Origin of the sequence: Bacillus sp. FSL L8-0193 (genome assembly GCF_037976065.1) — a bacterium.
In the GTDB taxonomy this organism is placed as follows: Bacteria; Bacillota; Bacilli; order Bacillales; family Bacillaceae; genus Bacillus; species Bacillus paralicheniformis.
The window spans coordinates 1,210,674-1,233,443 of record NZ_CP150261.1 but is presented as its reverse complement, the minus strand read 5'-3'; the positions used below and the strand labels follow the sequence as shown (position 1 = coordinate 1,233,443).

The following is a 22,770-nucleotide window of genomic DNA, read 5'->3' as shown; positions in this document are numbered from 1 at the left end:
TGAGCACTTGCACCCCATACGGCTATTTTTGCTTGAACTGCACAAAAAACAGCATCAAAAACGAGATGATCGCGATAGAGGCGACCCACATCCATGCCAGCGTCATATTTCCCGAATCGATCGCCAAGTATATCGCCGTAGGCACCGTCTGCGTCACCCCCGGGATGATACCCGCAAACATCAGCGTTGCGCCAAACTCGCCCAGCGCCCTCGCAAAGCTGAGCACAATCCCCGTCATGATTCCATTTGATGCGAGGGGAACGGTGACAAAGAGGAACACCCTCCACTCGCTTGCTCCATCAACCCTCGCGGCATCCTCGATATCGCGGTCGACAGCCGAAAATCCTGATTTTGCTGACTGATACATTAACGGGAACGCGACAACCGCAGCGGCGATCACGGCTGCCCACCAGGTAAAAATAACCGGTGCTTGAAATACGTTTTCTATCAAGCGTCCGATCATGCTCTGCCTTCCGAAGATCACGATTAAAAAGAATCCGACAACGGTCGGCGGCAGAACGAGCGGCAGCATCATTACCGTCTCGATAACAGACTTGCCTTTAAAGTTTCTGTTCGCCAGGAGCCTCGCCGCAGCAGTTCCAAGCAAAACTGCGATGATGCCCGCTGCGACTGATACTTGAATTGAAATTTCAATCGGGGAAAAGAATTCCTCAAGCATAACGGCGGTCAGCCCTTCTTAAATCCGTACTTTTCCATTGCCTTAACGGCTTGGTCGCTTTGCAGGAATTGATAAAATTCCTCAGACTGTTCCCTGTGCTTTGTATTTTTTACAATTCCGAGCGGGTAGACAATCGGTGTATGCAGATCGCTTTTCGCCGTCTCGACAGTCTCGACCTGATCTGATGAAAGGGCGTCCGTCCGGTAAACGATTCCGGCATCCGCGTTGCCTGTTTCGATATAAGAAAGGACCTGCCTTACATCTTTGCAGTAGACGATTTTAGATTGCACTTTAGACCATACGTCAAGGTTCGTCAACGTTTCTTTTGCGTATTTTCCGGCTGGCACTGATTCGGGTTTTCCGACCGCAAGTTTTTCGATTTTGCCCTCCGCCAAATCTTTGAAGCTGTTGACATGCTGATTTTTCCCTTTCGGAACGATCAGCACCAGACTGTTTTCGACCAGCTTGACAGAGTCTTTTTTGTCAATTAACCCCTGATTAACTACTCTATTAAATTTGTCCTCGGCGGCAGAAAAAAACAAGTCAGCCGGAGCGCCCTGTTCGATCTGCTGCTGCAATGCACCCGATGAACCAAAATTAAACTTTATGGAGACATTCGGATGATCTTTCTCATATACAGAGGAAAGTTCCGCTAATACATCTTTGAGACTCGCAGCCGCGGAAACCGTAATTTGAACTTTTTCAGACTTCCCCTTGGCTGATCCCCCTTTTTCCGCCTGGCAGCCGGCGAACAAAACAACCGACATCAATAAAGCCACGGCCGTCAATATTACCTTTTTCAATAGTCTCACTCCATTTTGATATGTATGTCATTAATTCGGCACTAACAACCATTTTACGTCAAACTTCATTTTTTTAAAATAGATTGTGCTCACCGCACATCATTTTGACACATGTTCGAGGCTCAACCTTCCATAGGCACATGCATGCAAGCACATACATATAATGACAGGACGTCAAATATAAAGTGTTGAGGTGAAAAAGATGTGGTATGTTCAGCCGTATCTTCCCGCCTATCCCGCCAGGCAAAACGACAAGCTGATCAAGGATCTTGAAAAAGCGGTAAACGGAGAGCACAGCGCGGTCGTCTGCTATCAAAAAATCGCCCAAAAGGCGCCGGATTCCGAAACAAAAAAGCGGATTTTAGAAATCAGACAAGATGAAATTCGCCACTTTAATGCGTTCCTAACATTTTATACGTCTCTTACCGGCCGAAAGCCTGACATTTCCATAACTGAGCCTTGTCCGGAACAGTATCGAAACGCGCTGGAGTTCGCATTTAAAGACGAACAGGAAACGGTTGATTTTTATTTGGACATCGCAGACTATGTGAAAGACCGGGCGATACGGGAGGCGTTCAAGCGGGCGGCAGCTGACGAACAAACAAAACCATGCAGTCTGGTTTTTATACTTCTTAACAAAGAGATGATCCGCCTTGATCAATATACCCTTATAGGGTATATTTTTAAAATAGCGGACTTTTATTTTGACTAAAGAGGTGCTAAAACATTGAACGTGCTGCTTGTCGATGATGAAATCCGGATGCTCGATCTGCTGGAGCTTTATTTAGAACATTATTCGTGCACAAAAGCCGCCACCGGAAAAGAAGCCCTGGATTTAATAAAAATGAACAATTTTGATCTTGTTATTCTCGATATTATGATGCCTGAGATGGACGGATGGATGGTGTGCCAAGAGATCCGCAGATTGACAAGCGTTCCGATTATCATGCTCACCGCCAAAAACGGGCAGGATGACATTGTGCGCGGATTGAATTGCGGCGCAGACGATTATTTAACAAAACCGTTCAGCGAAAAAGTGCTGCTTGCCAGAATAGAAGCTGTCCTGCGCAGGACCCGTCGGTTTCATGAAATCCGGTTCCGCGGTTTAATCTGGAATAAACAGCATCATACCCTGCATGTCAATCAACGGGAAATCGGCATTACGCCAAGTGAATTCGATCTGCTCGGGACGCTCTTAAACCACACGGATCAAGCGCTTTCGAGAGACCAATTGATTGAGAACATCTGGGGGTTCAACTCTGATATCGAGCCCCGCACCATCGATTCACACATGAGAAATTTGCGAAACCGATTGAAAAAAGCTGGCTTTCCGGTTGAAGATCATCTCCGGACCGTCTACGGCGTCGGCTACAAATGGACAAGCAAAGGAACCGGAGCATGAAAAAGATTTCATTTAAGCTCGCAGGTTCATTTTTCATTTTAATCCTTTTCATCGAAACCATCCTTTTTGCGGCGCTGTATACAACGATTATCAACACAAGAATAAACGAAGAAATCCGCGCGCTCCAACTAAGGGGCAACAGCCACAGAGACGTCCTCGAAAAACATTTTGACAAAAGGACGATAGACCACGTCACCCTGATGGAAACCGAAGCCCGGACAAACGTAATCATAACGGACCAAAATAGACGCGTATTGGCGCAGTCTGCCCGGGGAGACATGACGGAACACCTTCATTTCGAAGAAAAACACATCCCGAGGAAAGGGACCGCTTTATCGTCCCATTGGAATACATCAAAGTATATTTGTACGATCAGTCCGATCATGAACGGACGGGAAACGGCCGGCTACGTCTTCATGTATTTGGAGACCTCCTCGATAAAAGCCTTGGTGGCAAGCATTACGAAGCGGTTTTTCCTCAGCTTTGGCTTAACCGGCGTCTTAACTGCCGCAGCTATTCTTTGGTTCAGCCGTGTATTAGCGAAGCCGATTATTAAACTGAAGGAAGCAACCGAAAGTATCAAAAACGGTCAAGCTTCGATTCCGCTTGATATCAAACGGAACGATGAACTCGGCGAGCTCGCCGCATCAATCGAAAGCCTTTCTTCAAATCTCAGCAGGCTTCAAAAAGAACGAAACGATTTTCTGTCAAGCGTCGCTCATGAGCTGCGGACTCCGATCACATATATAAAAGGCTACACAGATGTCGCGATGAGAGATAAACTCGATCCACAAGCCAGAAATCAGTACTTGTCGATCATCAAAGAGGAAGCGGACAATTTAAACACCCTTGTTGACGATTTATTTTTGCTGACAAAACTGAAACAGCCTGGATTTCAAATCAGTAAGAAACAGGTTCACCTGCACACATTCATAAAAAAAGAAGTTCAGAAAGCGGCGGTCGCTTTTTCGGAAAAACGAATCAGCCTTTCGTTCGACATCCCGGCGGATCTTTATGTCTCAGTCGATGAAGTCCGTTTTTCACAAGTGATCTCAAATTTGCTGAACAACGCCCGCCAATACTCCGATCCTGATTCAACAGCGTCCGTCACCGCAACAAAAGCAGAGGATCAGGTCAAGATTACGATAGCGGACGAAGGCTGCGGCATTCCGGAAGAAGAACTGGATTATATTTTTGAGCGCTTTTACCGGGTCGATAAGTCGAGATCGAGACAAACCGGCGGTACCGGGCTGGGCCTGGCCATCGCGAAAGAAATCGTCGAGCTTCACGGCGGTCAGATTGCAGTAAAAAACAGAACCCCGAAAGGAAGCGAATTTATCATCACGCTGCCTTCTAATATGTAACAAATGTCGAGATGTCTGCACCAGTTTTGCACATTTCCCGGGTATACTACTCAGTAATCTGGACCAAAAAGGAGGAAAACACCATGAAATTGAAATCCGGTTTACTTTTTGTCATGCTTGTTTTCGCGCTTCCGCTCGCAGCATGCCAAAATTCCGGCTCGGGAAAGACGGACGGACATAAGGAGCATCATACGAAGAATCATTCGGAGATGAAAGAAAAAGACGCCGTTTCTCTTCCGAATGATTTCAATAAGCGAGCGGAAGAAGGGCTTCTGGTGAAAAACACAAAGAACACGACAAGACTTGACGCGAATACACCGGAAGAAATGAGCATCAAAACCTCTCAAACGATATGGCCGGCCACTCATAAACAAAACAGGCCGGGCGCAGTGATTTTAGTTTCGGGCGGATCATGGCAGGCAGCTCTTGCATCAGCTGATCTGATCCATCACCCGAATAACGGACCTGTTTTAATCGCGGAAAAAGGGAAAATCTCCGGGCAGATTCAGAATGAAATCAAGCGCTTGAACCCGACGGGCACTTCAGACGGAACGCAAATCATGGCTGTCGGAGAATTCGATTCACTTCAAGCTTTGAACTCTTTTAAAATAAAAGAGCTGAAAGGGAAGAACGAGGCTGATCTGGCAAAAGAGATTGACAAAGAATACGCGGATGCAGCCGATGAGTATCCGAAAAGCGTTATCATCGGATCATCCGAGGAAGATGCGGAACTTTATTCGCTCCCGGCTGTAAACTGGATCGCCCACATGCCTGAGCCGATCCTGTACGTGAACAAAAAAGGCATTCCCGAAGAGACGGCCGCAGCATTAAAGAAAAGGGACGGCAAAGCAAACATCTATATTCTCGGCCCTAAAAAAGCCGTTTCAGAAAAAACGGAGGATGCATTAAAGGAATATGGAACAGTCAAAAGAATTTCCGGAGATACGCCTGTCGCAAATTCGATTGCGTTTGCGAAATTCAGCGATAAAAACACCGGTTTTGGGTGGGGAATCACAGATCCGGGACACGGACTGTCCTTCGCATCAACGGCCGCGCCCGAGCTGGCGCTTGCCGGAGCGCCATTTTCCCATTTGGGAAAACACGCTCCTCTGCTTTTACTCAAAAATGGACAGGCAGACAGTACGATGTACAGCTATTTATCCGAGATCGAGCCTTCTTTTCGGGACAGACCGCAGGACGGCCCTTATAACCATGCATTCATTCTCGGATCAGAAAATGAGATTTCATTTCGAACGCAAGGCGTTCTTGATGACATATTGGAAATTAAGTCAGCGGATGGAGGACATTCCGGTCATTAAGAAACACAATGGAGGGGCTCTTACAGAAGAGCCTCTTTTTTGTACCAGATGCCGTAAAAATCAATCCATCCTTCTTCGTTAAGCACAATGCCTTGAATGGCTTCCCCCGCTTTAACGCGAATATTGTTTTGATATAGCGGAATCGTGTACACCTCTTCTGCCAAGGCGCGGTCCGCCTCACACAGAAGGCTGATCCGCTTGGAATGCTCATCAATGAAACGAAGCTGATCCCTCATCAAGGCGGACTTCCTCTGCCATTCCCCCGGCATATGGACGTGTAAAAAGCTGTTTTCCGTTAAAAGGAGGTGCAGCCAGCTCATTTCTTCCGAACGTCCGAATGTCGCACTGTCGTGAATCAAATCGGCTTTTGCGATCACTTCTTCCTTCATGAGCTCATCCGCTTTCATATAACAAACCTCTAGTGCGATGCCGTACCGCCTGCACCTCTTTTGGATCCATGACGCATCCTCCCGGTGATCCGGTTCGGAAAACGTATAAAGCCGAAGCGGATCGCCTTTGTAATGGCCTTCCATAAGCAGCTTGCCGATGTCGTCGTCCCCGGATTCAGGCGGAAGATCCCGGTTTAGAAAGCCTCCCGCCGGAGCCGTCCGTTGTCCGGCTAATTCACTGACCATATGTGAAGGGGAAATGATTTGCCGCAAAGCCTTCCTGAACGCCTTATGCTTGAGAGGCCCCGATTTGTTTGCATTCACCGAGATGTACTGAACATTCCTTTCCTCGTGCCATTCATCGAAAACCTGACTTTGTTCTTCTTTTTCCATATAAAAACCGTAGTCGACAAGAGAAAAATTGCCATCCATATACCATAGTTCGATCCGGTCTAAAAAAGCCCGTCCTTGAAAATATCGCTCATGCGCTTCAAGCGCGAGAATCCGGTCATCCCGGCGGACAAGTCTGAAAGGACCCGTCCCGATCAACAGTCCGTCATTCTGATGGCGGTTTAAAATAGACAGCCTTTCATCGCAAAGATGATGCAAAAACAGCGAGTTTTTTGCCTTTAAACAAATATCAAAACTATATTCATCCCTGACCGCAACATTTCCGATATCCTCTGCGAGCCATTTGCATTTATTTTCATCATCCAGCATAAAACGCTCAAACGAGTATTTAACATCCTCAGCTGTCAATGTTGTGCCATCATGGAAATAGATCCCTTTCCTCAAATAGAACGTCCACGTTTTTTGGTCGGCGTCACATTCCCAGTGGTGGGCAAGATGCGGCATAAAACCTCCTTCCTTTTCATTAAAACGGATCAATGTATCACATACCTGCTTAACGACATGGCTCTCTGAACGCAGATAAATACGGCACGGATCAAGACGCTTAAAATGCTCTGGCTCCATCGCGGTCATGAGCCTCAGCACATCTTTTTGCTTGCTGCCCTCCGATTCGGTCTGAAAGCCGAAAACGCGCTCAAGCCACTCTTTATATGACGGCAATGCGTCCGGACACGAATGCTGATATGCTTCGAGAAGGTGTCTCGCCCGGTCGATTTTACCTTCTTTCGTATCATTTTTCGCCGTTTCAAGCAGCAGTTCACAAGGTTCTTTTAAAAAGCGGATTTCTGATTTGTTTCCTCTCCCCCTTCCCCTTTTCCAAGCAATCCACTGCAAACCTTCAAGTTTCGCTAAAATCAGTTTTGCGTTCCTCGGTGTGCAATACAGAATATCCGCGATTTCACTGACTGAAATCTCTTCTGCCTCCCCTTCGCTTTCGCATTTAATTCCCGCGGTAAGTTCCATGTAATGTTCGATCGATTTCATCTCCGTTATCCCCCTCTTTATAAAAGGGGAAATTTCTCCCCTGGTTTTCTGTCCTTTTTACTGATGATTTTCCATTTTACACTAATTGCACTGCTATGTTGAAGGAGGATATGAAATGAACCGTTTAAAACAAAGGTACGGTTCTCCCGTGCTGATTTGCTTCTTCGGAGAGTTCCTGACCGGAATAACGGGAGCCATGCTGGCCCCTTTCCTCCTTTTTTATCTGTATGATGTGCTTGGAACTGGCATATTGCCGGTGATGCTCGTCATCGGAGCAAGACCGCTGACCGAGGTCGCGGTGACGCTTGTCGCAGGAGGACTGACGGATCGGATCGGAAGACGGAAGGTGATCCTGACGGCGCTCGCCTTTCAGACTGTTTCTGCCGCCGGTTTTATGATGGCAGATCACATTTGGCTGTTCGCTCTTTTTTATGTTCTGAACGGCATCGGGGGAGCTTTGTACATCCCTGCGCAGCGGGCCCAAATAACGGACAGCACCGAAAGCGGGCGTCGCTCTGAAGCGTTCGCTGTCCTTCATGCCATTGAAGGGTTGGGCGCAGCGGTCGGTCCGGCCGCCGGACTTGCAGTCTATTCCTATCAGCCAAGCCTGATGTTCGGCTTTCAGGCATGTGCGTTTTTTCTCTATTGGCTTGCTGTTTATTTTAAAATGCCCGAGGTATGGCGGTCAAAAAGGCAAAAGGAGATTTTGGAGAGGGAAAAACTTCTTTCCGCAAAAAAGGTATTTTTTCAGCACCGTCCGGTTCTGTCCTTGATGTTCTTGTCGGTCCCCGTCAGCCTGTTCTATGCTCAACTGGAGTCAAACTACCGCCTTTATCTCGAAACTCTTTTTGAAGATTTCCTATTCATCTTGACTGTTTATACAGTGTGCCGCGCCCTTCTTAGCATTACGATGCAAATTCCGCTTGTCAAATGGACGGAAGGACTGAACATCCAAACGGTCGTTTCCATATCATATGTATGCTACGCTGTGGCAGCAATTGGTTTCGCTTTTTCATCATCGATCTTTTGGCTGCTCTCGACTGCCGTTTTATTTACGGCGGCAGAAAGCATGCTGCTGAATCACATGCAAACCTTTGTCTCGCGCCTTGCTCCCGATCATATGCGGGGCAGATATTTTGCATTTTTCGGCCTGCACTGGGATATTTCCCGGACAATCGGTCCTTTTTTAGGCGGGATGATGTTCATCAAGTTCGGCGGGGCAGCGCTATTTCTTGCTATTGCAGGAATCGTGGCTGCCGGCGGAATTGCACAATACCGAACAGTATTAACATTATCTTCCCGGCTAAGAAAAAACTAATTCTTTATAGTACCTGGTACTAGAACAAAGTGCTATAATAGAAACAGTTTTTATTCGGGAGGCAAGGAGGCATTATGATTACATTAAAAAAACAAACGATCGGCGGGCTTTTAAAATCAACCGCCGGCCGGTTTCCGAATCATGAAGCGGTTGTATATTCTGAGCTCGATTTAAGATATTCGTATCAGGAGCTTGTTGAAGAAACCTCTAAAATTGCAAAAGGGCTGCTCGCGCTCGGCATTCAAAAAGGAGAGCATGTCGCCATCTGGGCATCCAATATACCGGAATGGATTCTGCTCCAGTTTGCGACGGCAAGAATCGGCGCTGTGCTCGTCACCGTCAATACAAGCTATCAGGCGAGAGAACTTGAGTACTTATTGGAACATTCCGATTCCACCACCCTCTTTCTAATGGACGGCTACAAAGGGACATCCTATATCGATATGGTCGACGAGGTCATGAAAAATCCGGAAAAGCTGCCGAAGCTGAAAAATCTCGTCTACCTTGGCAAGAATAAAGTCCCTGAACATATGACGGCTTTTGCCGACATCGCCAAACTGGGCGAAACGGTCTCTGATGCCGACCTTTTCGAAAGAGAGCAATCACTCACACACGATGATGTGATCAATATGCAGTATACGTCGGGAACAACAGGCTTTCCAAAAGGTGTGATGCTGACTCACTACAATATCGTCAATAATGCGGCGATCGTTGCCGACAGAATGGGGCTGACGAGCGAAGACAGGCTGTGCATTCCGGTTCCTCTGTTTCACTGCTTCGGCTGTGTGCTAAGCACGCTTGCCTGTGTCGCGTCAGGCGCGGCCATGCTGCCGATCATCGAATTCAAACCGGACATCGTCCTACAAACGGTCGAAAAAGAGCGATGTACAGGACTGCAGGGTGTGCCGACAATGTTTATCGCCGAGCTCACCCACCCCGATTTTGCAAACTATGACCTATCTTCATTGCGGACCGGGATCATGGCAGGCTCCCCGTGTCCTAAAGAAGTGATGAAAAAAGTGATGAAGCAAATGAATATGACGGATATCACAATCGCATACGGACAAACGGAGTCTTCACCCGTGATTACGCAGACAACGGTCACCGACACGATCGAACGCCGCGTTGAAACCGTCGGTAAAGTGCATCCGCATGTAGAAATGAAAATTGTGGATCCTGACACGGGGGAAACGCTCGGCCCGGACGAGCAAGGCGAACTGTGCACAAGAGGATACCTCGTCATGAAGGGATACTATAAAATGGACGAAGCCACCAAAAAGGTCATTGATGAAGACGGCTGGCTCCATACCGGCGATTTGGCCGAAATGGACCGGGACGGATACGTGAGGATTACCGGCCGCTTAAAAGATATGATCGTCCGCGGCGGTGAAAACATATACCCGCGTGAAATAGAGGAATTCCTTTATGAACATGAGGATATTGTCGATGTACAGGTTGTCGGCGTTCCTGATGAAAAATACGGGGAAAAAACGGCGGCCTTTATTAAATGCAAACCGGGCAAAAAGCTGACGCTTGAAGATGTCAGAGATTTTTGCAAAGGACAGCTTTCATATTACAAAATTCCGGAGTACGTATTTCTGATCGACGAATACCCGCTGACCGCTTCCGGAAAAGTCCAAAAGTATGTGCTTCGCGACCGCGCAGAAGAGCTGCTTGCGAGCCCTGTGCAGTAAACAAAAAGCCGAAAATACCAATCGTATTTTCGGCTTTTTGCTGTTTAAAATACTTTTTTACTGTCGCGCTCTTCCTTCAAAATTTCGACAGCTTCGCGGAAGCGCTGTGAATGAACGATTTCCCTTTCCCGTAAAAATGCCAGCCCGTCATTTAAATCCGGATCATCCGACATGTCAATCAGCCATTGATACGTAGCCCTCGCTTTTTCTTCAGCCGCTATATCTTCATATAAATCGGCAATCGGATCGCCTTTTGCCTGGATGTATGTAGCGGTGAACGGAACGCCGGCAGCGTTATGGTAAAACAGGGCTTTGTCATGGTCTGCATAATGATCGCCGAGCCCGGCTTCCTTCATCTGTTCGGGTGTCGCGTCTTTTGTTAATTTATATACCATCGTCGCAATCATTTCAAGGTGAGCAAACTCTTCCGTACCGATGTCCGTCAGCAGTCCGACGACTTTGTCAGGAATGCTGTAGCGCTGGTTCAAATAGCGAAGCGCCGCAGCCAATTCGCCGTCCGCTCCGCCGTATTGCTCAATCAAAAATTTGGCAAGTCTCGGATTGCATTCTCTCACCCTAACAGGATACTGCAGTTTTTTCTCATAAAGCCACATGAACCTGACTCCCTTCCTCTATTAAACTTGCCACGGCCAGGGACTTTTTTTCCAGCTCCAATAGGATTCCGTCTGATCCGGGCTCCCTTGCGTCAAAGGGCCGTATTTTGATTCAAACTTCGCTTTCAGTTTTCTTGAATATCCGGCATACTGGTTGTATTGTCTGATGGCGTCGGTATCATCGGGATGTGTATCAAGGTAAAGCATCAGCTCAACGATGACAAAATCGACGGCCTGAATTTCATGGAGCCTTTGATAATAGTCTTGCGGTAAAGAGTTCGTCACCCCCCTTACCTCCCATCTTCATACGGATTTTCATAATGATCGTAAAATACGGGCCAAAGCGTCCCTTTTTGCAGCGCCTCCATCGGGGAAAACTGCGGAAGGCCGCGGGGCTGAAAACCTAGATATAGATTTGGAGGGGTTCTGTAATATCTTTTACCGATCGGAGGACACGGATCAAAAGCGCTGTGAAACGGACGATACGATTTGACTTTGGTGAATGATTCCTTGGAATGTTTCATATCGGTTCACCTCTATTTGTGATCGAATCTAATTTAATGTATTCATATGTTCCATCTGTTATGTTCAAAAATGAACGATCAGTTTTTCTTATTAATCTTTTAAATAAATTCGTATTTTACCAATCACTAAAATTATTATATAGTGATATATAGAAATACTTTACTTAGTGAACAAAATGATTGCAGTAATCAGGAAGAAGGTTTTTCATTTGAGGGAAAAAAGAGATTTCCTTCGGGATATATTATTGATATTAATCAGCAGTTTTGGGGGATTTCTTCTCTCTTTGACCGGCATGACGATCGGCTGGATGGTCGGCACAATGACAGCAGCCGCTTGTCTGTCGCTGTTTCGCCCGTCACCGTTAAAGGCTGCGGTCAGACAAAACGGCATCCATCATGGCTGGCTTCAGTTCGGCCAAATGCTATTGGGAATTGAGCTCGGCCAGAAAATCAATATGTCCGTGATTTCGATTTTTAAGGAAAATTGGCTGATTGTCGGCGTCATGCTCCTCCTTTCCGTCGTGTTCGCCATGCTGTCGGGCTTTGTCTTATGGAGGTTCAGCAAGACCGATATGCTGACGAGTTTTGTGGGAACGGCCCCCGGCGGGCTTTCCGCGATGCCGGGCATCGCTCAGGAAGTGGGAGCGAACACGGCAATCGTCAGTCTCGTGCAGATGATACGTGTGCTTCTGGTCGTCATGACCATTCCTTTTTTCGTTTTTTTCATAAATGCGAAGCAGCCTGACGCCCATACTGCCGGCAGCCAAGTGATCGCCGCGGGAACATCGGCTTTTGAAGCGCCTCATATCGCATGGACTGCGCTGATCGTGCTGGGCGGATTCGTGGTATGCAAAGCGATGAAAGCACTGCGGTTTCCGGCGCCATGGCTGCTCGGAAGCATGACCGGTGCGGCCGTTCTGCAAATCGCAGGCGCTTCAATGACCGGGCTCAGCGCAACAGCCTGGTGGCCCCACGGCTTTTCAGTGCTGTCGCAAATTTGTCTCGGCGCGACGATCGGTTCAAAAATCAGCAAAGAAATGTTTATCGGCGTCAGAAAAACGCTGATCGTCGCACTTGCCAGCTCCGTCGGACTGATCATTGCGATGATTTTAAGCGCAGCCGTCACCGCTAAAGCGGCAGGCATTTCCCTGACAACGGCCATATTGGCGTTTGCTCCGGGGGGAATCGCGGAAATGGCGACAACATCTGTCACGCTTCACGCCGACTCTACGTTCGTCGTCGCCGTCCAAGTGTTGCGGGTGGTGCTCGTGATCGCGATGCTTCCTCCATTCTTCCGATTGCTTCATCAAAAGTCGGAAAAATATTCACACCCCCGCATGAAAAAAGTCCGAGCTGAAGGCTGATCCCTTCGCTCGGGCTTTATTTTTTCATTCAAATTCCGGCAGCCAGTCGCCGTGTGCTTCGATCAATTCATCGCACATGCTTACAATATCATCCATCGATAATTCCGCAGCTGTATGCGGATCAAGCAATGCGGCATGGTAAATGTGCTCTTTTCTTTTTGTTATTGCCGCTTCAATCGTTAACAGCTGTGTATTGATATTGGTGCGGTTTAAAGCCGCCAGCTGTTCAGGCAGCTCGCCCGCGGCGCACGGAGTGATCCGGTTCCGCTCAGTGACGCACGTCACTTCAACGACGGCTTTTTCCGGAAGGTTTGGAATCAATCCTTTATTCAAGACATTTCCCCCGAATGTAAACGGCTGTCCGGTTTCCATCGCTTCGATGATTCTTGAGCCGTATTCGTTTGACCGGTCGTGGGTTAAATGCCGGTTGCCGACGATTTCGCCGCGCATCTTTTCCCAGTTTTGAATCTGCTTCTCGCACCTTCTCAAATATTCGTCAATCGGAATATTCAGCTCTTCAATCAGTTCGGGATAATGGCTTTTGATGAAATAAGGGTGGTACTCCGCGTTATGTTCGGATGATTCGGTCACATAGTAGCCGAATTTATCCATCAGTTCAAATCTGACCATGTCATCATGTTTCGTTTTCTGCTTTTCTTTTGCCCGTTTTTTGATTTCTGGATACAAGTCTTTTCCGTCTTGCTTTACTTCAAGAAGCCAGGCCATATGATTGATACCGGCGATTCTTTCTTCGATTCGTTCATGCTTCATGCCGAGGGATTTGAAAAGGTCTTTTGTGCATACTTGTACGCTGTGGCAAAGACCGACCGTTTTCACGTCCGTGTAGCGAAGCAGCGCACCGGTTAAAGAAGCCATCGGGTTTGTGTAATTTAAGAGCCAGGCGTCGGGCGCCGCGCATTCGATGTCTTTTGCCATATCCAATAAAACGGGAATCGTCCGCAGCGCTCTGAATATCCCGCCGATTCCGACCGTATCGGCAATCGTCTGTTTGAGGCCGTACTTTTTCGGGATCTCAAAATCGATGACTGTGCCCGGTTTATAGCCGCCGACCTGAATGGCATTGATCACATATTTCGCCCCCGCCAAAGCTTCTTTTCTATCGTCATAAGCGCGGATCGATACCGTGTTGTTATAGCGGTTTTTTAAATGTTCAAGCATTTCTTTAGATTCTTTGAGACGCTGCGGATCGATATCATACAAAGCAAATTCAAATCCGTTGACCGCCGGAACCATCAGGCAGTCCCCCAGCACATTTTTCGCAAAAATTGTGCTCCCTGCTCCGATAAAAGCAATTTTAGTCATTCATATCTTCCTTTCCCCGTGAAATTTCCGCTAACCTTTTAGCGCTCCTGCTGATAATCCTTTTATAAAGTACTTTTGCAGGAATAAAAATAGAATCGTCATCGGCAGCATCGCCATCAGTGAAGCTGCCGCCACCAAGTGCAGGTTGTTCGCATTTTGCCCAAAGAATCCGGCAATCGCCACAGTCAAAGTCTGCACACTTTTGTCTTGAAGGAAAAAGATCGAAAACTGATAGTCGTTCCAAATGAATACGCAGGCAATAATGCAAATCGTCGCAGTCACCGGCTTTAATAAAGGAAAGACAATTCTGAAGAAAATGCCCGCCGTGCTCGCCCCGTCGATTCTTGCCGCCTCTTCAAGCTCTTTCGGAATCGTCGAACGGATAAATCCGGCATACAAAAAAATTGTCAAGGGCATATAAGCCGCCGTATTATTCAATATCGCGATTTCGAGCGTATTCAGCATGCCGAACTCCACCACCATTTTGTATAAAGGAACCATTGATGTCAGCGGCGGAATGATCATAATGCCGATAAACAGAAAGTATACGGCTTGATTGAGCTTTGTTCTTCGTCTGGCGAGGGGATAGGCCGCCAGAGAGCCGATCATAATCAACAGAGCCGCCGAAGCAAGAGTGATCGCAGCGGTATTGAAAAACGAGCCGGCCAGACCTGCTTTATCCCATGCTTCTGCGAAATTACCGAGGCTGATTTCGTCAGGGAACTTCCATTTCGAGCTGAAATCCCCCTTTGCTTTCAGCGCGGTCGTCAGCAAAATATAAAATGGAATCAGGTGAAAAACGGTAATGCATGCCGCCAGTGCCGTCCACAGCGCCCGCTTCTTTTTCTCTTGGTGATTCATCTAGGCTTCGACCTCCTTGCGCTTAAAATAAATAAGAGCCGTAAAGCTGATCAGCAGTATCAACGCCGCCATGAAAACCCCCTGTGCGGCTGCATAACCGGCATCCTGCCTTTTAAAATACAAATCGTACATAAAAGTCGACATCGATTGCGAAGCATTTCCCGGACCGCCGCCTGTCAGCGCTAAAATGACATCAAACAGCTTCAGTCCGCCGATGATATTGATGACCATGTTGATTGTGACAGAAGGCATCAACAGCGGCAGCGTAATCTTCCAAAACTGCTGAAAACCGCTTGCCCCGTCAATTTGCGCCGCTTCATAAAAATCTTTCGGAATGCTTCCGAGACCTGCTAAATAAATGACCATCGCAATACCGACAAACTGGTACGAATTCACAAATACGATGATCCACGGATTGATTTCCGGGCTGCTCAAAGCGTTTACAGGAGCTGCTCCGAATAATTTCAGCACATCGTTCAAGGCGCCTCCTTCATAGGAGAAGAAGAAATACCAGATATACCCCATGATCAGCGGGCTGATGATGACGGGCAAATAGACAACCGTACGTGTCAGCGCTTTCATTCTGATGCTTTTAAACAGCAGGAGAGCATAGAGAAGACCGATGACATTTTGCAAAATCGTACTGCCCAGTCCATACAGCAGGGTGTTTCTGACGACAAGCCATGTGGCCGGGTCGGCCAGCATCCGTTTATATTGGGCAAAGCCGATCCAGTCATACGACTGTGAAAAACCGTTCCAGTTCGTAAACGTGATTTTAATGCCGCTGGCAAACGGATAAATCATAAAAATGGATACAAGCGCCAAGGCGGGAAGATACATCCACCAGAGTGATCCGCTTTTCTTCACAAATCCCTTTTTTCTTTTCGCAATAGTCAGACTTTTTTCTTTAGCTAATTCGCTCATCATTTCACCCTTCTTTTTTCATCATGATGAAAACGATCCTTTCTATTGATCTTGCAGTCTGCTGTACTCCTGTTTCATTTTTTCCGATACCTGCTTCGGCGTTAACGTACCGGCCAAAAGTTCCTGTCCCGTCGTCCCCATGACGTCCCACATTCCGCTCGGGAGGTAGACACGGTCAAAGTACGGTTCGATTTCGATTTCTTTATATTGATCATAAAACTTAGAATAGTAGTTTTCGGCTTCTGTGTTGGTTAACGCTTGAGGAAATGAGGTGGCTTCGGCGATCTTTTTCGCATATTTGGGCTGTGCGGCGAATTCAATAAACCGCTTTGCTTCTTCGAGGTGTTCAGAGTCTTTCCAGACAGCAACGGTATGGCGCTCTCCTCCAATCCAGCTCGGTTTGTCGCCTTCATAAACGGCTGGCGTCGGCATCACGCCTAACTGGATATCAGGATTGACTTCTCTCGTATCAGGGCCGATCGATGTGACCGAGAGAGTAAAGCCGATTTTTCCTTGTGCCATTAATTCGACCAATTGCGACGGTTTTGCCGTTAGGATATCTTTATTGATCAATTCCTTTTCCTGCATTTCTTTAAAGATTTCTGCGAGAAGTGTGTAGCCGGACCAGTCGAATGTGCCGTTTTCCAAAGCTTTTTTTTCATTGCGGCGATCATCTGTAATGAGAAGCGGGGTGGCAAACTGATCATAAAACTGAGCTAAAGCGCCTTTATCTGAACCTGCGAACCAAAAAGGAATGACATTCCCATTGCTTTTTTCTTTGATCGTTTCCAGCGCGTGCATCAGTTCGTTCAACGTGTGCGGAGGCTTGAGACCGTATTTCTGCAACAAACCGGCATTATAGACGATCCCGTCTTTTGCCTGATTGAAAGGATAGGCATATACTTTGCCTTTTTCATCCTTCAAAATCGGATCGAGGTTTGGGTCGAGATGCTTCACCCATTCCATGTCTTTTAAATCTGCGGTGTATTCCCCGTAGCGGATCTTCGCCCAGCCGTGCGTATCGAACAAGTCAGGCATGTCATTTGCCGCCATTTTGACACGCAGCATATTTTCATAGTCCGGTCCGGGAAAGCTGATATCGATTTTGATGCCTTCATTTTCTTTTTCAAAATCATCTGCGATGCTTCTGAGCGTCTGTTTTTCACTGTCTTTTGTCATTGTCGAAAACATTGTGAGTGTGACGTCTCCGTTCTTTCCGGCATTCTTTCCCGAGCAGCCCGCTGCTAGTGCAGGCAAAATGATCAGGAGAATAAAAGAGAAAATGATTTTTTTCATCAATTTCACTCCAATTATGAAATTTTGACGGTGGGTAAAATGCACTTTCATTATTTACTGTCATTTAGTAAACCTATTTGCCTCACCTCCTTGAAAAGCGCCTGATCCTTACCATTAGCCCCGCTTGCTGAATCCGCAGCTTTCCCGAATCATCAGTTCTGAAGGTACGGTCACTTTCAGCGGGAGTTCCCGTCCTTTCATTCTGTCGAGCAGCAGTTTCACACCCGTCCGGCCCATCTCTTCTGTATGAACCTTTACGGTAGTCAATGGCGGATTAGCAAATTCGGACGCTTCAATGCCGTTGAAGCTGACGATGGCAACATCTTCGGGAACCTTGAGTCCCGATTCTCGAAGAGCCCGGAGCGCGCCGATGGCCATCGAATCGCTGGCGATAAAAAAAGCTTCGGGAACGTTTTTCTCAAGAATCGCTTTTTTCATCAGCTCATAGCCTTGCTGCATCGAATACTCGCCGACATAAATATGCTTCGCGTTTTCCGAACCGGCCGTCTCCAGAAACGCAGTCAGCCGTTTGTCTTCAATTTCAATGACGTTTGTCTCCTGATCGCTGATTCGAAAGTGCTCTTTTTCTCTTCCGCCGATATAACCGAGCCTTGTATAGCCGAGCGATTTCAAATGGTTCAGCGCCCTCCCCGTCGCCTTCTCAAAATCGACGACAACCGAGTCGCGCAATTCTTCATTGTCTGTATGGTTGATGTACACGACGTTGTTGAGCGCCCCCATGCACTGCTGCAAGCCGGCAAAATCGATCCTTCCGATGACGATTAAGCCGTTGACATCGCCTGCAAGCTGATTTGAGCGGATGCTGCTCAGCTGAATAAACTTCGTAATAAACGCTCCTCTATCAAAACACTCGCTTTCAATTCCCTGCCTGATGGAATAAAAGTATGGATCGTTCAGCTCTTCTTCCTGTGATTGGCAGACAACAATGCCGATTCGCGGGCTTTCCCCGCTTTCTGAGACATATACGTCGCGGCGTCTGCGCGTGTTTTTATAGCCGAGCCGGTCTGCAATATCCAAAATCCGCTGCCTTGTTTCAGGGGCCACCGCTAATGACTGATCATGGTTCAAAACCCTTGAAACCGTTGTGCTTGATACTTTAGCCTGAAGCGCAATTTCTTTAATCGTCGCCATTTTCATCCCGCCCTGTCTTTAAGATCCATATTCACTAAACTTTACTAAAGACATCTTAACAAATGAAGTAAACGTTTTCAATATTTTAAAAAATTAGATTTCTCTACAAAAAAACCCGCCCCTTAGCTCAGGAGCGGTTGTTCAATATTTGTTCCGGGTATTCGTTTTAACCAACCATCTTTTCAGCAATCTGCATGTCGCCGGATGGCGAATGAGTTTCTGCCGCAAACCATCCCGAACATACGACGGCAGCAATCGCAGCAACAATGAACAGTTTTTTCATCACATTCCCTCCACTTTTTTCATTTTTTCTTCCGCTTTAATCGCTTCCAAAAAGAAATGTGCGGCCTCTTTATAAAGAGACTTTGATCTGTAAACATTGGCCGTTAAGAGAGAAAGTTCTCTGGCACTGTCGTATTGCTTTGCTTGAAAGAGGATTTCTATGTTGTCTTTGCAGTCTTTAACCGCCTGTTCACCACATCCAGCATAAGCCGCATATAAAAGATCGATTTTAGCGTCAAATATTTCATTCGCCGCAGATTGCGACCTTTCCTTCCCTTCTTTGTAAAAGGCTGCGGCGCGTTCATAGTCTCCGGTTTTAAACAGCTCTTTGATCATTAAAAACACGACATTGAAATAATAATCCGATGCAGCATATGCATGATCATTCAAAACGATGTCCAAAAATTGAATGCTCTTGTCCGATTTGTCCATCGCCGCATAAAGCAAGGCAAAATTATGAAGGAGCTGCATTTCTTTAAAATGGTCGCCGGCTTTTCTGACAGTATGGATTGCTTCTGTTAAATATTCTTCCGCCTCTGTATATTTCCCCATCTCGGTATAATTTCCGGCCATTGTAATATAAGTTGAGACAAGGTTCATGTCATGGTCGCCATGTCCTTTGAAAATTTCCATCGCCTGCCGGGTATGGTTTAAAGAGACGATATTCTGGCCCAAGTAATAGTAGAGCTTTCCGACTTTATCGTGAAATTGGGCAACTTCAATTTCATCATGTACATGAGCAAGCTTCTTCTCGGCAATTTTATAGAAGCTGATTGCCTGCTCATAATTTTTTTTATACACTTCATAAGCTCCTGAAAACAGGTAGTAGTAATAGGATGTCATATGTGATGCAGCACTGTCGCCGGCCGATACGTCGTGCTGCTCTATCTTTTTGCCTCTCGAATCGTAGAGCATAATTTTATGCCGCAGTTCCAGCAGGGAATAGTAGATCAAAACTTCCTGATCTTCCTCCATGTCTGCCAGCAGCGGTTTGATTTGTTCAAACAGCCTGATCGACTGTTCAGCATCGCTTCTTCTAATGGCGCGGTACCATGTATTGAGCATGTTGGCGACTTCTTCCGCGGCGATTTTGTTCATATGGAGCTCCTTTCTGCCGATATTCAATTTTTTTATATTTTATTCATTTCTTATCATACTATATTTTTCCCCTTATATAAATTAATAGTAATAGTTCATTTTACACAGTTTTTTTGAATCCCCCGCTATTTCTGCCCCTTCATTAGGTCAAATGACTCTTCAAGAAATGAGAAACCGGGACTGATAAGACAGCAAAAAGCACCCTTGCTGAAAGGGTGCTTTCATTGCTTTAATATAAATACGAACTTATCTAGGCATAAGCGAGGGTTTCGCTTGATGAATGATAATATTTCCTCATCGCATATGAAGAACGCGGATCGAGAACATAAACCATCGGTGTATAACAGGATGTCTGACCCGGGAGCACTTTTCCGTTTCCTCCAGCTGAGCTGCCGCTCAGTTCTTTCCCGTCTTGTTTCTTTTCACATATGCATTTGCCTCCAAGCCTGAGCGCGCTGCTTTGTCGCGTCATTTTAGCCCATGCTGTTTTGCAGAAGCAGCCGAATTTTAATACCGCGATCCCGAATTGTTTATTATTTGCATCTATCAGTCTGGCTGTCGCCTTTGTTATGCTGCTTGAATCACAATTACAGTGAAAAAGTCATAAGCTTTTACTGACTAATGATCTTTAGCTGCTTTATCAACAGAGGGCAAATTACTTTCATCTATTAAATATGTTGCAATCAATGCGATGACTAACAGAGCTGCTGCAAAATAAAATCCTATATTCATACTTCCTGTAGCGTCTGTAAGCCAGCCCGTAATATACGGAGCTAAAATGGAACCTAACATTCCAACAAAGTTGTAGAATCCAAATGCTGTACTTAATGATTGCTTTGGTGCATTATTAGCTACAACCGCAATTAAAACGGGATTAACGCTAATTTTCCCTACAATTCCATACACAATTAGTGTCATATACAGAATTGGTAAGCTATCAAAGTAAACAATTGCAGCTGTTGATAAAATACCAAACGGTAACATCATGAGCAATACTGGTTTACGCCGGCCTAGCTTATCTGACAGCCAACTAAAAAATAATGAACCTGGAATCGCGGCCCATGGAACAAGTGATGCAACAAAGGCGATATTTCCTCCGGTTAAACCGCGTGCTGTTTCTAAATAGTATGGCAACCAAGTAATAATCATAAAGAATCCGTAAATAGAGCAGAAAATAATAATATAAGCCAAAATTAAGTTTCTATTAAATAAAGATGAAAACTTAAACGGTTCAGCGGTGCCTTTAACCTCTTTATCATTTTTGGGCTTGTCTTTAATTACAATTGCCATTGCAATACCAATAAGTACAACCGGCACTCCGATGATAAAAAATGGAATTCTCCATCCGAATCCCCATTCTCCTACAACATAACTGGAGATATAATAGCCAATTGAAGTACCGAAAGCCATCCCTGCATTAATTACAGCACTACCTAATGTTAAACGGTTCTTCGGGATCATTTCGGATGATATTCCATATTGCGGCCCATAATATACCCCCTGAGCCATACCAACCATAAGCCATGCAGAGATAAATAGAAAAAATGTAGGCATCATTCCTGCAACTGCTGCTAGCGATCCAAATAGAATAACACCTGGAACCAACACTCGTTTTTTTCCAATTTTATCTCCTAATATTCCTGCAGGAACGTTCATACCTGCATAACCGATGAAAAATATACTCATAATTAAGCCAAGTTGTGCCTTGCTTAATGAAAACGCTGATTCAATATTCCCCATAATCGGGTTTAATATTGTTCGCGTTGCATAAAGAGCTACCCAACCGAAGAAAAATACGATAATAACTTTAACCCAATAGGGAATCAGTGGTTGTTTTCCTTTACCTTCAACTGATCCCGTCTCTTTTGTCATCAAACTTCCTCCTTCAACTTTTAAATGATCCTTATTTTCTACTCTTCCTTTGACTTTCGATTTAGACTTCATAGATTGTATCTTTTCGAAATCTGTCTGTGGTCATATCTGAAAAAAGGAGGAATTTTGGCTTTTTATCCTCCTTATGAACAACACGGATTGTCTTATTTTGTTATGCGTGTCCCCGCTTTTCCATCTAGCGCAGCTACCGCTTGATCCAATGAACAAATCATTGCCTCTTTACCTGACTTTGCAAATTCTATAGCCGCTTGGATCTTTGGCAGCATACTGCCAGCAGGAAATTGCCCTTCTGCCACATATTGTTCAGCTTCTTCTACAGTAATTCGGCTTAGTTTTTGCTCATTTTCTTTGCCAAAATTGATAAATACATTTGGTACGTCTGTCAACATCATGAAAACGTCAGCATTTACTTGTTGTGCAAGCTTTAATCCTGAACGATCTTTGTCTATAACTGCTTCAAGACCGTGTAATAGACCGCTCTCATCACGATATACAGGTATACCGCCGCCGCCAGAGGAGATAACAATCGTTTCATCAATTAAACGCCGAATCTCTTCTATTCCATGGATCACTTTCGGTTCCGGGGAAGGCACAACTCGTCTGTAGCCTCGCCCTGCATCTTCTGACATCGTAAACCCTTTCTCTTCTAATTGCTTCGCCTCTTCCTCTGAATAAAATACTCCTATTGGTTTCGTTGGTTTTTCAAATGCTTTGTCATCCTTGTCCACTTCGACCATGGTTAGAAATGTAGCTACATTCGCAGCAATGCCCCGTTCTTTCATATGGTTTTTCAAAGCTTTTTCCAGCATATAACCAATGAATCCCTGTGATTCTGCATTACAAGCATAGATTGGCAGTGGTTCAACGACATTTTTGGCAGCTTCGTTTTGAGCAATAATATTCCCCACTTGCGGACCATTGCCATGTGTAATCACAATTTTATGTCCTGCTTCTTTGATTTCAATCATATGACGTGTTGCAGAGATTACATTTTTGAGTTGATTGGCATAAGTTGCTTCTTGTTTTGGCTGTAAAATTGCATTACCTCCTAGTGCCAGTACTACTCTTTTCCCCAT

22 protein-coding genes and 1 pseudogene are annotated in these 22,770 nt (G+C 45.9%); 7 read left to right on the top strand and 16 right to left on the bottom strand.

Translation table 11 applies throughout. From position 1 onward, the window contains the following. Nucleotides 1-22: 22 nt before the first annotated feature. Both modB and modA read right to left on the bottom strand, forming a co-directional pair. Nucleotides 23-679, bottom strand: coding sequence for a molybdate ABC transporter permease subunit (gene modB, locus MHH76_RS06125; RefSeq protein ID WP_035339021.1), 657 nt, complete (start codon nucleotides 677-679; stop codon nucleotides 23-25). 8 nt (nucleotides 680-687) lie between these two features. Next, the gene (modA, locus tag MHH76_RS06120) at nucleotides 688-1,446 is read right to left on the bottom strand and encodes a molybdate ABC transporter substrate-binding protein (RefSeq protein ID WP_043054577.1); all 759 of its coding nucleotides are present in this window, start codon (nucleotides 1,444-1,446) and stop codon (nucleotides 688-690) included. A gap of 238 nt (nucleotides 1,447-1,684) precedes the next feature. Between modA and MHH76_RS06115 the strand changes: the two are divergent. The 4 genes and pseudogenes from MHH76_RS06115 (at nucleotide 1,685) to MHH76_RS06100 (ending at nucleotide 5,567) form a co-directional block, all read left to right on the top strand. Next, nucleotides 1,685-2,129, top strand: a pseudogene (locus MHH76_RS06115) (ferritin-like domain-containing protein). Nucleotides 2,130-2,209: 80 nt separating this feature from the next. Then, nucleotides 2,210-2,884, top strand: a complete 675-nt coding sequence (locus MHH76_RS06110) for a response regulator transcription factor (protein ID WP_020450865.1) — start codon at nucleotides 2,210-2,212, stop codon at nucleotides 2,882-2,884. Further along, on the top strand, nucleotides 2,881-4,248 hold the full coding sequence (locus tag MHH76_RS06105; RefSeq protein WP_043054267.1) for a HAMP domain-containing sensor histidine kinase: 1,368 nt from the start codon (nucleotides 2,881-2,883) through the stop codon (nucleotides 4,246-4,248). The genes MHH76_RS06110 and MHH76_RS06105 overlap by 4 nt, the downstream gene beginning before the upstream one ends. A gap of 83 nt (nucleotides 4,249-4,331) precedes the next feature. Further along, nucleotides 4,332-5,567: a cell wall-binding repeat-containing protein gene (locus MHH76_RS06100; RefSeq protein WP_043054266.1), complete on the top strand. Its 1,236-nt coding sequence runs from the start codon at nucleotides 4,332-4,334 to the stop codon at nucleotides 5,565-5,567. A 20-nt stretch (nucleotides 5,568-5,587) separates the two neighbouring features. On the opposite strand, the gene MHH76_RS06095 is transcribed toward MHH76_RS06100, so the two are convergent. Further along, on the bottom strand, nucleotides 5,588-7,351 hold the full coding sequence (locus tag MHH76_RS06095) for an ABC transporter substrate-binding protein (protein WP_035339024.1): 1,764 nt from the start codon (nucleotides 7,349-7,351) through the stop codon (nucleotides 5,588-5,590). Nucleotides 7,352-7,466: 115 nt separating this feature from the next. Here MHH76_RS06095 and MHH76_RS06090 point away from each other — a divergent pair, with 115 nt between their 5' ends. After that, nucleotides 7,467-8,669: an MFS transporter gene (locus MHH76_RS06090; RefSeq protein WP_039072647.1), complete on the top strand. Its 1,203-nt coding sequence runs from the start codon at nucleotides 7,467-7,469 to the stop codon at nucleotides 8,667-8,669. Nucleotides 8,670-8,743: 74 nt separating this feature from the next. Further along, nucleotides 8,744-10,363: an AMP-binding protein gene (locus MHH76_RS06085; protein ID WP_025811711.1), complete on the top strand. Its 1,620-nt coding sequence runs from the start codon at nucleotides 8,744-8,746 to the stop codon at nucleotides 10,361-10,363. Nucleotides 10,364-10,407: 44 nt separating this feature from the next. Here the strand turns inward: MHH76_RS06085 and MHH76_RS06080 are convergent, their stop codons facing one another. The 3 genes from MHH76_RS06080 to MHH76_RS06070 are packed head-to-tail and all read right to left on the bottom strand — an operon-like array spanning nucleotide 10,408 to nucleotide 11,501. Further along, nucleotides 10,408-10,977, bottom strand: a complete 570-nt coding sequence (locus tag MHH76_RS06080) for a manganese catalase family protein (RefSeq protein ID WP_023856600.1) — start codon at nucleotides 10,975-10,977, stop codon at nucleotides 10,408-10,410. A 21-nt stretch (nucleotides 10,978-10,998) separates the two neighbouring features. Further along, complete coding sequence (locus MHH76_RS06075) at nucleotides 10,999-11,262, bottom strand: spore coat protein CotJB (protein ID WP_020450859.1); 264 nt, start codon at nucleotides 11,260-11,262, stop codon at nucleotides 10,999-11,001. A gap of 5 nt (nucleotides 11,263-11,267) precedes the next feature. Next, nucleotides 11,268-11,501, bottom strand: coding sequence for a spore coat associated protein CotJA (locus tag MHH76_RS06070; RefSeq protein ID WP_020450858.1), 234 nt, complete (start codon nucleotides 11,499-11,501; stop codon nucleotides 11,268-11,270). 209 nt (nucleotides 11,502-11,710) lie between these two features. On the opposite strand from MHH76_RS06070, the gene MHH76_RS06065 reads away from it, so the two are divergent. Further along, nucleotides 11,711-12,865, top strand: coding sequence for an AbrB family transcriptional regulator (locus tag MHH76_RS06065; RefSeq protein WP_025811714.1), 1,155 nt, complete (start codon nucleotides 11,711-11,713; stop codon nucleotides 12,863-12,865). Nucleotides 12,866-12,889: 24 nt separating this feature from the next. Here MHH76_RS06065 and MHH76_RS06060 read toward each other — a convergent pair whose 3' ends face one another. The 10 genes from MHH76_RS06060 to arcC form a co-directional block, all read right to left on the bottom strand. Beyond that, entirely contained in the window at nucleotides 12,890-14,188 is a 1,299-nt protein-coding gene (locus MHH76_RS06060) for an alpha-glucosidase/alpha-galactosidase (RefSeq protein WP_025811716.1), read from the bottom strand. A gap of 30 nt (nucleotides 14,189-14,218) precedes the next feature. Continuing rightward, nucleotides 14,219-15,049, bottom strand: a complete 831-nt coding sequence (locus MHH76_RS06055; RefSeq protein ID WP_025811718.1) for a carbohydrate ABC transporter permease — start codon at nucleotides 15,047-15,049, stop codon at nucleotides 14,219-14,221. Continuing rightward, nucleotides 15,050-15,973 (bottom strand): sugar ABC transporter permease, encoded by a 924-nt coding sequence (locus tag MHH76_RS06050; RefSeq protein ID WP_035339030.1) that lies wholly within the window; start codon nucleotides 15,971-15,973, stop codon nucleotides 15,050-15,052. It abuts the gene before it with no gap. Between the two features lie 42 nt (nucleotides 15,974-16,015). Further along, a complete protein-coding gene (locus tag MHH76_RS06045; protein ID WP_025811720.1) occupies nucleotides 16,016-17,269 on the bottom strand; it encodes an extracellular solute-binding protein in 1,254 nt (417 codons plus the stop codon). Between the two features lie 114 nt (nucleotides 17,270-17,383). Further along, nucleotides 17,384-18,421, bottom strand: a complete 1,038-nt coding sequence (locus MHH76_RS06040; RefSeq protein ID WP_025811721.1) for a LacI family DNA-binding transcriptional regulator — start codon at nucleotides 18,419-18,421, stop codon at nucleotides 17,384-17,386. Nucleotides 18,422-18,587: 166 nt separating this feature from the next. Beyond that, the gene (locus tag MHH76_RS06035) at nucleotides 18,588-18,704 is read right to left on the bottom strand and encodes a hypothetical protein (protein ID WP_020450851.1); all 117 of its coding nucleotides are present in this window, start codon (nucleotides 18,702-18,704) and stop codon (nucleotides 18,588-18,590) included. Continuing rightward, nucleotides 18,704-19,801: a Rap family tetratricopeptide repeat protein gene (locus MHH76_RS06030; protein WP_025811723.1), complete on the bottom strand. Its 1,098-nt coding sequence runs from the start codon at nucleotides 19,799-19,801 to the stop codon at nucleotides 18,704-18,706. The genes MHH76_RS06035 and MHH76_RS06030 overlap by 1 nt, the downstream gene beginning before the upstream one ends. Nucleotides 19,802-20,051: 250 nt before the next feature. Continuing rightward, nucleotides 20,052-20,348, bottom strand: coding sequence for a DUF2690 domain-containing protein (locus MHH76_RS06025; RefSeq protein WP_229129168.1), 297 nt, complete (start codon nucleotides 20,346-20,348; stop codon nucleotides 20,052-20,054). 71 nt (nucleotides 20,349-20,419) lie between these two features. Then, complete coding sequence (locus tag MHH76_RS06020; protein WP_020450848.1) at nucleotides 20,420-21,673, bottom strand: MFS transporter; 1,254 nt, start codon at nucleotides 21,671-21,673, stop codon at nucleotides 20,420-20,422. Between the two features lie 164 nt (nucleotides 21,674-21,837). Then, nucleotides 21,838-22,770 (bottom strand): carbamate kinase, encoded by a 933-nt coding sequence (gene arcC, locus MHH76_RS06015; protein ID WP_020450847.1) that lies wholly within the window; start codon nucleotides 22,768-22,770, stop codon nucleotides 21,838-21,840.

Bases quoted from the DNA above. Each gene is read 5' to 3' on its own strand.
- MHH76_RS06090 (WP_039072647.1), top strand. From the start codon at position 7,467: ATGAACCGTTTAAAACAAAGGTACGGTTCTCCCGTGCTGATTTGCTTC.
- MHH76_RS06085 (WP_025811711.1), top strand. From the start codon at position 8,744: ATGATTACATTAAAAAAACAAACGATCGGCGGGCTTTTAAAATCAACC.
- MHH76_RS06060 (WP_025811716.1), bottom strand. From the start codon at position 14,188: ATGACTAAAATTGCTTTTATCGGAGCAGGGAGCACAATTTTTGCGAAA.
- MHH76_RS06040 (WP_025811721.1), bottom strand. From the start codon at position 18,421: ATGGCGACGATTAAAGAAATTGCGCTTCAGGCTAAAGTATCAAGCACA.
- arcC (WP_020450847.1), bottom strand. From the start codon at position 22,770: ATGGGGAAAAGAGTAGTACTGGCACTAGGAGGTAATGCAATTTTACAG.
- modA (WP_043054577.1), bottom strand. From the start codon at position 1,446: ATGTCGGTTGTTTTGTTCGCCGGCTGCCAGGCGGAAAAAGGGGGATCA.
- MHH76_RS06095 (WP_035339024.1), bottom strand. From the start codon at position 7,351: ATGAAATCGATCGAACATTACATGGAACTTACCGCGGGAATTAAATGC.
- MHH76_RS06105 (WP_043054267.1), top strand. From the start codon at position 2,881: ATGAAAAAGATTTCATTTAAGCTCGCAGGTTCATTTTTCATTTTAATC.
- MHH76_RS06030 (WP_025811723.1), bottom strand. From the start codon at position 19,801: ATGAACAAAATCGCCGCGGAAGAAGTCGCCAACATGCTCAATACATGG.
- MHH76_RS06045 (WP_025811720.1), bottom strand. From the start codon at position 17,269: ATGAAAAAAATCATTTTCTCTTTTATTCTCCTGATCATTTTGCCTGCA.
- MHH76_RS06070 (WP_020450858.1), bottom strand. From the start codon at position 11,501: ATGAAACATTCCAAGGAATCATTCACCAAAGTCAAATCGTATCGTCCG.
- MHH76_RS06050 (WP_035339030.1), bottom strand. From the start codon at position 15,973: ATGAGCGAATTAGCTAAAGAAAAAAGTCTGACTATTGCGAAAAGAAAA.
- modB (WP_035339021.1), bottom strand. From the start codon at position 679: ATGCTTGAGGAATTCTTTTCCCCGATTGAAATTTCAATTCAAGTATCA.
- MHH76_RS06020 (WP_020450848.1), bottom strand. From the start codon at position 21,673: ATGACAAAAGAGACGGGATCAGTTGAAGGTAAAGGAAAACAACCACTG.
- MHH76_RS06055 (WP_025811718.1), bottom strand. From the start codon at position 15,049: ATGAATCACCAAGAGAAAAAGAAGCGGGCGCTGTGGACGGCACTGGCG.
- MHH76_RS06035 (WP_020450851.1), bottom strand. From the start codon at position 18,704: ATGAAAAAACTGTTCATTGTTGCTGCGATTGCTGCCGTCGTATGTTCG.
- MHH76_RS06080 (WP_023856600.1), bottom strand. From the start codon at position 10,977: ATGTGGCTTTATGAGAAAAAACTGCAGTATCCTGTTAGGGTGAGAGAA.
- MHH76_RS06100 (WP_043054266.1), top strand. From the start codon at position 4,332: ATGAAATTGAAATCCGGTTTACTTTTTGTCATGCTTGTTTTCGCGCTT.